The organism is Marinobacter sp. (assembly GCF_041690455.1).
GTDB lineage: Bacteria > Pseudomonadota > Gammaproteobacteria > Pseudomonadales > Oleiphilaceae > Marinobacter.
On record NZ_JAWLHI010000041.1, the window covers coordinates 1 to 9,196 of the forward strand.

Below are 9,196 nucleotides of genomic sequence, written 5' to 3' on the forward strand. Positions count from 1 at the left end.
TCTGGTACGTGCCGCCCCTCAGCCCGATCCAGTCTGCGGCTGAAGCCGGCAAGGTCGAGTTCGACGGTGTACTGCCGAAGATCGAAAGCCTGCGGATCCCGGTCAAGTACCTGGCCAACCTGCTCACCGCCGGTGATGAGAAGCCGATCGTGCTGGCCCTCAAGCGCATCATGGCCATGCGAGTCTACAAGCGCGCGGAAACCGTGGAAGGCAAGGAAGACCTGCGTGCCCTTGAGGAAGCAGGACTGACCAAGGCTCAGGCGGACGAAATGTACCGCTACCTGGCCATTGCCAACTACGAGGACCGTTTCGTGATCCCGACCAGCCACCGCGAGCTGGCCAAGGAAGCCTTCCCGGACGCCACCGCCCATGGCGAGCGCGGCGGTTGTGGCTTCAGCTTCGGCGATGGCTGCAGCGGTGGCGACAGCGACTTCAGCCTGTTCGGTGGTAAGAAGCAGACCACCAGCATGGTGAGCAAGCTGGCCACCGTGAAGCAGGTCGACCCGAAACAGCTGCAGGAATAAGGAGGCCAAGATGCAACTTCTCAAAGTACTGGCACGGGTACTGGAATACCCGACCGAAGAACTCCAGGCCTCCAAGGACGCCCTGGTAGCCGCTGTCCTAGAGGACAGCCGGCTGCCCCGGCAGAACAAGGACCAGCTGCTCACCTGCCTCGACCGGCTGTGTGACGGCGACCTTTTGGACCTGCAGGAAAACTACGTGGGCATCTTCGACAAGGGCCGGGCCACCTCCCTGCTGCTGTTCGAACACGTTCACGGCGAATCCCGCGACCGCGGCCAGGCCATGGTGGACCTGATGGAGGAGTACCGTCGCAACGGGCTGGAAATCGACGCCCGCGAGCTGCCGGACTACCTGCCACTGTTCCTGGAATACCTCTCCACCCGCCCGTGGGAGGAAACCCAGAACTGGCTCGAGGACATCCACCACATCCTGGGCCTGCTGGGCGAACGCCTGTTCCAGCGCAAGAGCTTCTATCACGTGGCCATGGACTCCCTGCTGGTCCTGTCCGGTCGCAAGACCGACCGCCAGGAACTGGCAAAGATCGTGGCCTCGGAAGAGCGTGACGATACCCCGGAAGCCCTGGACAAGGTCTGGGAAGAGGAAATGGTGAAATTCGTGGATGACCAGGGCAGTTCCTGCAGCACCGGTGGCGTGGTTGGACAGCGCCGCCGCGAACTGGAACAGACCCAGACCATTCACCTGAGTGATCAGCTGATGACGGACGCAACACCCCGTCCGGCAGGGCGCGCCTGAGGCGCAGGAGGAAAAGACGATGTCCTATATCAATACACTCTTGTTCGGGGTCTACCCCTACATCGCCCTGATCGTACTGTTTGTCGGTACCTGGGCGCGCTATGACCATGGCCAGTTCACCTGGAAGGCTCACTCCAGCCAGATGCTGCGCAAGAAAAACATGGTAATGGCCTCCGTGTTGTTCCACGTGGGCGTACTGGTGATCTTCTTCGGCCACCTGGTGGGCCTGCTCACCCCGCACTGGGCCTACGAGTGGATCATCACTCCGGGCCAGAAGCAGGTCATGGCCATCGTGGTCGGCGGTATTGCCGGCATCATGGCCATCATCGGTGGCGGCATGCTCGCATACCGTCGCATGACCGACCCGCGGGTCCAGGCCAGCAGCACCTTCGCTGACAACATGATCATCATCATCCTGGTGGTCCAGCTGGTCCTTGGCATGCTCACCATCCTGCCCACCATGGGCCACCTGGACGGCAGCACCATGCTCAAGTTCTCCGCCTGGGCCCAGGGCGTCCTGACCCTGCAGGGCTCAGGTGTAGCGGACTACATCGCGGACGTGAACTGGATCTACAAGACCCACATCTTCCTGGGCCTGACCATCTTCGTACTGTTCCCGTTCACCCGCCTGGTGCACATGCTCAGCGTGCCGGTGGAGTATTTCGGACGGAAGTACCAGGTGGTGCGCAAGCGGGCCTGATGTGAAAAAGGGGTCAGATGAAAGCGTTCATCAGACCCCGGGGTTAAGGCCCAGCTCCAGAGTTTGCTTATGAAAACGGGGTCTGAAGAAAGCTTTCTTCTGACCCCATATTCACCACCGAGGTTAGCACCATGCAACTGATCCCCACTGGCGAAGCTGACAAGCCAAGAAACCAGTTCCCGCCGGTCTACGTGGGCGAAACACTGATTCCGGAAGACGACATCGCCCGGGAAATGCAGCACCACCCGGCGGAAGAAGTGGCAGAGGCCTGGCACGAAGCCGCCAAAAGCCTCGTCATCCGCGAATTGCTCCTGCAACAGGCCGCGCTCCTGAAGCTGGACGACATCGCCGACGAAGAAGACCGCATCGCCCGCGTCCTGGAGATGGAACTCAACGTCCCGGACCCCACCGAGGAAGACTGCGAACGCTTCTACGCCGCCAACCCGGCCCGCTTCCGCAGCCCGACACTGATTGCCGTCAGCCACATCCTCCTCGCCGCCGCCCCGGACGACGTCCAGGAACGCATCCGCCAGGAAGAAGCCGGCCGACAGCTACTGTCCACACTCCTCGACGGCCGCTCCCAGTTCGCCGAACTGGCCAAACAATACTCCGCCTGCGAATCCCGCCACCAGGGCGGCAGCCTCGGCCAGATCAGCAAGGGCCAGACCGTGGACGAATTCGAACGCCCGGTCCTCAGCCTCCAGGAAGGCCTGAACCCGGAACTGATCGAAACCCGCTACGGCTGGCACATCGTCCGCGTTGACCAGCGTATCGACGGCGAGCAACTGCCTTATGAGCACGTGAAGCCCCAGATCCGGCAGTACCTGAGCGAAAGTGTGACCAGAAGAGCGTTCCGACAGTACCTGCAGGTACTGGCTGCGGAAACTGGTGTTGAAGGTGTAGATCTGGAGCTGCCGGATTCTCCGCTGATGCAGTAAAGGTCACGCCCCCAAACACTGGAGCCTGGCGGAGACCCCCTGTCCAAACCTGTGCGGAGCCATGGATGGCGGAGCCCAAGCGTCACAGGGACGTGCCGAAGGAGCGTGTTTTGGACAGGGGGGCTTCGCCAGGCTGTGCACCAGTTGTCGAGGGCCGCGGGACATGCCGACGCAACGCGTTTTGGAAAGAAACTCCCGTCCAGTCCGCGCCCTGATTTTACTGAAGTAGATAGCAAAACTAATCTTTGAGTTAAGTCAATTACTCAGGAATAACCACCCGAATACCCCCATCGGGGGAGCGATTTTCAACCAATTTGCATCTACCATTTAAATCAAGATTTTGAATGCATGTATATGCAGGGGGACACTCAAATGGCACTGATGCAATCAGCCGACACCCGCTACCGCAAACCCGTACTCGTTGCCGTCAACAAACCCTTCGACGACGAAGATGGCCTCCAGGCGCTACGCAGCCACCCGCTGTTCCGCAACCTTCGGCCCCGGGACCTCGAAAGCCTCATCCAGCAGTCCCGGCGCCTCCGCCTCGGCCACCACCAGCTGTTGTACCGCCAGGACATGCCGGCCCATCACTTCTTCTTCGTGATCTCCGGCCGCCTGCGCCTGTACCGCCTGGACTCATCCGGCATCGACCGCACCCTCGACAGCATCGCCCCGGGCGACTGCTTTGCCGAAGTCATGATCTACGCCGATCCGCCCCGCTATGCCTGCTACGCCGAGGCCCTGAAATCCAGCGAAGTACTGATGATCCCGGTCAAAGCCTACCGCGAGTTGCTGGACCAGCACCCCGAATACGCGCAGGCGGCGTTGAGCCACTACGCCAAGCGCGCAGTCACCCGCTTCCACGACCTGGAAATCATGACCGTCCAGAACGCCCGGGACCGGCTGATCCGCTACCTGATCGACCTGCTGCCCAACGGCACCGAACAGGGCGGAGAAGTGGAACTGCCACTGCCCAAATGCCTGGTGGCCTCCAGGCTGGCCATGCAGCCGGAGACCTTCTCCCGGATCCTGGCCGACCTGAAAGCCAACGGCCTGGTACGGGTAAACCGGAGCAAACTGTTTATCTCCGACCCCCAGCGCCTGATTGAAATCAGCCAGTAATTCATTGCCCTGAAACCTCCAGGCTCTTCCAGAGGAGGATGTGTGAAACCGAGAAAACAACGCCCGCTGATCTATTCCTGCTCCGGCTGCTCCGACGTGGCGCAGCTTGCCAACAATGCGGCTGTCCGTCTCGACCACGAAGGCAGCTTCGAGATGTCCTGCATCTCAGGGGTAGGCGGCAAGGTGCCGGCGCTGGTGAAAACCGCCCAGTCCGGCCGCCCGATCACCGTGATCGACGGCTGCCCCCTGCATTGCGCCCGTGCCTGCCTGGAAAATGTTGGTGTGGAACCGGATGAACACGTTCGCCTTTACGAATTCGGCTTCAAGAAACACTACGGTCAGAGCTACGGTGAAGAGGCGGTCGAGGAAGTCTGCGACGAAGTTCGCGGCCTTTGGCTCGGCGAACGACTGATTGCCCGCCAGGCGTAAGGTCTGGCGGACACCCCTTTCTTTTCAAGGAACACCCATGATCAGCAACTACCAGGATCTCATCCAGGCCACCCGTGAACAGGCCGAACCCCAGCGTTTGTTGTTTGTCTTCTGTCGCGCCGAGCTGCCGGATGACGCCTCGGCGGAAGAAAAAGCCGCGTTCGAGCGTGGCGAAGGCGGCGCACTGACCCCCGTCATCTGCGTCGATAAAACCCCTGACGAAGCCCCCGACTTCAACGTCCTGGCGCAGGAATCGGAAGCCACCGGCCAGCCCTGGGACATGGTCTTCGTAGGTGCCATGTCCGGCCGCGGCGGCATTGCCCCTTCCAGTGACGAAGCCCAGCAGCCCCTGACCATGATGGTAGAGGGTATCCGCATGGGTCACATCGGAAACTACCTGCCTCTGAACGGCCAGGGCGAAGCGATCAACCTGGCCTGACCCGACACCCGGTGGGCCTGGCCCACCGGGTGTATTCAATCAGGGGTATTTCCTTTCCATCAATAATTGACCAAGCTTTTGATATACCTATGGATATGGGGGCTCTCGTGGGCTTAGCAGTTCGAAGCTTTGCAGTATTTCTTTTTACCCTTGTCAGCACTGCCGTTCTGGCCATGCCAGTGGACCAGTACGAGCCCGTGGCGGGCCGGCAGGTTATCGAGAAGGCGTTGCCCTCGGTGACCGAAATGGTGCCGAGAGAAGACAATCGCGCCATCCAGGAACTCTATGCCGGGGACGAACTGAAGGGCTACGCCTACCAGTCCCTGGATTTCGTGCAGACCCCGGCCTACTCCGGCAAGCCGGTCAACGCCATGGTGGTGCTCGACACCGAAGGCACCATCCTGGCTGCCAAGGTCATCCATCACGACGAGCCTATCCTGCTGGTGGGCATTCCCGAGAGCAAACTCCACGTCTTCACCGACCAGTACACCGGTCTCAAGGCGGACCAGCGGGTGACCGTGGGCGGCACCTCCAACGAGCGCAAGGTTGCGGTGGATGGCCTGTCCGGCGCGACCGTCACGGTCATGGTGATCAATGAAGTGATCATGCGTACCGCCCACCGTGTCGGCGTCGAGCTGGGTATGGTTGAAGGCGGCGAAAAGTCGCGTCCGCCGATGGCCACCGTCGACAAAGAGGCCTTCGAGCAGAAAAGCTGGGCCGAGCTGACTGGTGACGGTTCCATTCGCCGGCTGCTGCTCACCAGGGGGCAGGTGGATGACTCCTTCAAGGGCACCCCGGCTGAAGGCGTACATGCGGCTCGCAAGGGGCAACGGGACAGGCCCCTGATCGACCTGTACACCGCCTACCTGGATGCTCCGACCATCGGCCGCAATCTGCTGGGCGAAAGCCAGTACCAGTGGCTCACGTCCGAGCTGAAGCCGGGCGAACACGCCATTGCTGTGATGGCCAATGGCAGATATTCCTTCAAGGGCTCCGGCTACGTGCGCGGCGGTATCTTCGACCGCATCCAGATCCGCCAGTTCGGTGACACCTTCAATTTCCGTGATCTGGATTTCTATCGGCTCAGCGATGTCTATGCCGAGGGCATGCCCGAGTTTTCCGAGATGGCGATCTTCATCATTCGCCAGCAGTACAACTTCGATCCGGGCACACCCTGGACTCTCGAACTGACCGTGAAGCGCCAGACAGGTCCCCTGGACAGCGAGTTCCAGGTATTCCCCCTCGAATACCAGCTGCCGGGCCAGTATTACACCCGTCCGGAGCCGGTCGTCACCGAGGAAGAGTGGCTGGAGTCCCAGCCCATGTGGGTCCAGGTGTGGTACCAGAAGGAGTTCCAGATCATTGTGCTGGGGCTGGGCATTGGTGTGCTGCTGTTCATCCTGTTCTTCCAGGACTGGCTGGTGCAGAAGCCGAAGATGATGCGCTGGATCCGCCATGCCTTCCTGACCTACACGCTGTTCTTTATCGGCTGGTACGCCATGGGGCAGCTGTCCATCGTCAACGTGCTGACGTTCGTCAACAGCCTGATCAGTGGCTTCAGTTGGAAAACCTTCCTGATCGATCCGGTCATTTTCATTCTCTGGGCCGTTGTCGCCGGCATCATCCTGCTGTGGGGGCGGGCGGTGTACTGCGGCTGGCTGTGTCCGTTCGGGGCACTGCAGGAATTGCTGAACGAAATCGCCCGCAAGCTCAAGGTGCCCCAGTACACCGTGCCTTTTGCCGTGCATGAGCGGCTGTGGGCCATCAAGTACATCATCCTGCTGGTGCTGTTTGGCGTGTCCCTGGAGTCCATGGCCACCGCAGAAAAACTGGCCGAGGTGGAGCCCTTCAAGACCGCCATCACGCTCAAATTCGACCGGAGCTGGCCGTTTGTGACCTATGCGGTGCTGTTGCTGGTGGTCAACCTGTTCACTCGCAAGGTTTTCTGTCGCTACATGTGTCCGCTGGGCGCGGCCCTGGCCCTGCCTACCAAGCTGCGGGTGTTCGACTGGCTCAAGCGCCGGAAGGAATGCGGCAACCCCTGCCGGTTGTGCGACCACGAGTGTGAAGTCCAGGCGATCCATCCGGACGGGCACATCAACTACATGGAATGCCACTACTGCCTGGATTGTCAGATGACCTATTTCGATGACCACAAGTGCCCGCCGCTGATCGTCAAGCGTCGCGGTAAGCGCCGTGGCCACAATGCACCGGGCCATCCGGAGGAGATCCCCGTGGTTCAGGTGTCCTGAGCAGTCCCAAAAAAGAAAGCATGAGAAGCAAAAACCGCCATAACCAATAACGGAGTTGGATGTTATGAAGAGAAGAGATGATCTGACCAAGGATACGCCGGAGCTTCCGGAAAGCGGCCAGAGCCGCCGCCGGTTTATGGGCGCTGCGGCACTGGCCGGTGTTGCCGGTGCGACTGGTCTTGGCACTGCGGTGATGAGCCGTGAGTCGTTTGCCGCCGCCGCGAAAGAGGCACGCAACAACGCTGTGGTCCATCCTGGTGAACTGGATGAGTATTACGGCTTCTGGAGCGGTGGTCACCAGGGCGAGGTGCGCGTGTTGGGCGTGCCCTCCATGCGCGAACTGATGCGGATTCCGGTCTTCAACGTGGACTCGGCCACTGGCTGGGGTATCACCAACGAGAGTAAGGAAATCCTCGGTGGCGACCAGCAGTTCCTGAACGGTGACTGCCACCACCCGCACATTTCCATGACCGACGGTCGTTACGATGGCAAGTACCTGTTCATCAACGACAAGGCCAACACCCGGGTAGCCCGGATCCGTCTGGACATCATGAAGACGGACAAGATCACCCACATCCCGAATGTGCAGGCGATTCACGGTCTGCGTCTGCAGAAAGTGCCCCGTACCAATTACGTTTTCTGTAACGCCGAGTTTGTGATCCCGCAGCCGAACGATGGCAGCGAGTTCAGCCTGGAAAACAGCTACACCATGTTCAATGCCATTGATGCGGATACCATGGAAGTGGCCTGGCAGGTGATTGTGGACGGCAACCTGGATAACACCGATGCCGACTACACAGGCAAGTACGCCGCCTCCACCTGCTACAACTCCGAGAAGGCTGTGGATCTGGCCGGCACCATGCGTAATGATCGCGACTGGGTTGTCGTGTTCAATGTCGAGCGCATCGAAGCTGCGGTGAAAGCCGGCAACTTCAAGACCATCGGTGACTCCGAGGTGCCGGTGGTGGACGGTCGCGGCGATTCCGATCTGACCCGCTACATTCCGGTTCCGAAGAACCCGCACGGTCTGAACACGTCGCCGGATGGCAAGTACTTCATCGCTAACGGCAAGCTGTCTCCGACCTGTTCCGTGATTGCCATCGACAGGCTGGATGAGCTGTTCGACAACAAGATCGAGCTGCGTGACACCATCGTTGCCGAGCCGGAGCTGGGCCTCGGGCCGCTGCACACCACTTTCGACGGCCGTGGTAACGCGTACACCACGCTGTTCATTGACAGTCAGGTGTGCAAGTGGAACATTGCCGATGCCATCAAGCACTACAATGGCGAGGACGTGAACTACATCCGCCAGAAGCTGGACGTGCACTATCAGCCGGGCCACAACCACGCCTCCCTGACCGAATCCCGGGATGCCGATGGCAAGTGGCTGGTGGTTCTGTCCAAGTTCTCCAAGGACCGCTTCCTGCCGGTAGGCCCGCTGCATCCGGAGAATGACCAGCTGATCGACATTTCCGGTGAGGAGATGAAGCTGGTGCACGATGGTCCGACCTACGCCGAGCCGCACGATTGTATTCTGGTGCGTCGTGACCAGATCAAGACCAAGAAGATCTACGATCGTGATGATCCTTACTTTGCCTCTGCGGTTGAGCAGGCCAAGAAGGACGGTGTGACCCTGGAGGCCGATAACAAGGTGATCCGTGACGGCAACAAGGTGCGTGTTTACATGACCTCTGTTGCGCCGCAGTACGGTATGACCGAGTTCAAGGTCAAGGAAGGGGATGAGGTGACGGTGTATGTCTCCAACCAGGATACCATTGAGGATGTGACTCACGGGTTCTGTATGGTGAACCATGGTGTGAGCATGGAGATCAGTCCGCAGCAGACGGCTTCGGTGACCTTTACCGCCGGTAAGCCCGGGGTTTACTGGTACTACTGCAACTGGTTCTGTCATGCGCTGCATATGGAGATGGGTGGTCGCATGATTGTTGAGAAGGCCTGATAGGCTTCCCTTTCGCCAGGGCTCCTTTTGGGGTCCTGGTGATTTCCCGGCTTTCGAGAAGCAAACCAAGAGGAGAACCCT

At 60.0% G+C, this 9,196-nt stretch carries 8 protein-coding genes and 1 pseudogene; all 9 read left to right on the top strand.

From position 1 onward, the window contains the following. Positions 1-524 (top strand): annotated as a pseudogene (gene narH / locus ACESMW_RS11455) (nitrate reductase subunit beta); the annotation flags it as partial. Positions 525-534: 10 nt separating this feature from the next. Continuing rightward, a complete protein-coding gene (gene narJ, locus ACESMW_RS11460; protein WP_372987170.1) occupies positions 535-1,275 on the top strand; it encodes a nitrate reductase molybdenum cofactor assembly chaperone in 741 nt (246 codons plus the stop codon). Positions 1,276-1,294: 19 nt separating this feature from the next. Next, positions 1,295-1,975, top strand: coding sequence for a respiratory nitrate reductase subunit gamma (narI, locus tag ACESMW_RS11465; protein ID WP_372987171.1), 681 nt, complete (start codon positions 1,295-1,297; stop codon positions 1,973-1,975). Between the two features lie 131 nt (positions 1,976-2,106). Beyond that, positions 2,107-2,913, top strand: coding sequence for a peptidylprolyl isomerase (locus ACESMW_RS11470; protein WP_372987172.1), 807 nt, complete (start codon positions 2,107-2,109; stop codon positions 2,911-2,913). Positions 2,914-3,285: 372 nt separating this feature from the next. Next, the gene (locus ACESMW_RS11475; protein ID WP_372987173.1) at positions 3,286-4,035 is read left to right on the top strand and encodes a Crp/Fnr family transcriptional regulator; all 750 of its coding nucleotides are present in this window, start codon (positions 3,286-3,288) and stop codon (positions 4,033-4,035) included. 42 nt (positions 4,036-4,077) lie between these two features. Next, the gene (locus ACESMW_RS11480; RefSeq protein ID WP_372987174.1) at positions 4,078-4,464 is read left to right on the top strand and encodes a putative zinc-binding protein; all 387 of its coding nucleotides are present in this window, start codon (positions 4,078-4,080) and stop codon (positions 4,462-4,464) included. A gap of 37 nt (positions 4,465-4,501) precedes the next feature. Further along, positions 4,502-4,903, top strand: a complete 402-nt coding sequence (locus tag ACESMW_RS11485) for a ribonucleotide reductase subunit alpha (protein WP_372987175.1) — start codon at positions 4,502-4,504, stop codon at positions 4,901-4,903. Positions 4,904-5,076: 173 nt separating this feature from the next. Continuing rightward, positions 5,077-7,155 (top strand): transcriptional regulator NosR, encoded by a 2,079-nt coding sequence (nosR, locus tag ACESMW_RS11490; protein ID WP_372987197.1) that lies wholly within the window; start codon positions 5,077-5,079, stop codon positions 7,153-7,155. Positions 7,156-7,219: 64 nt separating this feature from the next. Beyond that, a complete protein-coding gene (gene nosZ / locus ACESMW_RS11495) occupies positions 7,220-9,115 on the top strand; it encodes a TAT-dependent nitrous-oxide reductase (protein ID WP_372987176.1) in 1,896 nt (631 codons plus the stop codon). Positions 9,116-9,196: the final 81 nt, after the last annotated feature.

Excerpts from the sequence above, each read along its gene's own strand:
- narJ (WP_372987170.1), top strand. The coding sequence starts at position 535 with ATGCAACTTCTCAAAGTACTGGCACGGGTACTGGAATACCCGACCGAA.
- narI (WP_372987171.1), top strand. The coding sequence starts at position 1,295 with ATGTCCTATATCAATACACTCTTGTTCGGGGTCTACCCCTACATCGCC.
- ACESMW_RS11470 (WP_372987172.1), top strand. The coding sequence starts at position 2,107 with ATGCAACTGATCCCCACTGGCGAAGCTGACAAGCCAAGAAACCAGTTC.
- ACESMW_RS11475 (WP_372987173.1), top strand. The coding sequence starts at position 3,286 with ATGGCACTGATGCAATCAGCCGACACCCGCTACCGCAAACCCGTACTC.
- ACESMW_RS11485 (WP_372987175.1), top strand. The coding sequence starts at position 4,502 with ATGATCAGCAACTACCAGGATCTCATCCAGGCCACCCGTGAACAGGCC.
- nosR (WP_372987197.1), top strand. The coding sequence starts at position 5,077 with ATGCCAGTGGACCAGTACGAGCCCGTGGCGGGCCGGCAGGTTATCGAG.
- nosZ (WP_372987176.1), top strand. The coding sequence starts at position 7,220 with ATGAAGAGAAGAGATGATCTGACCAAGGATACGCCGGAGCTTCCGGAA.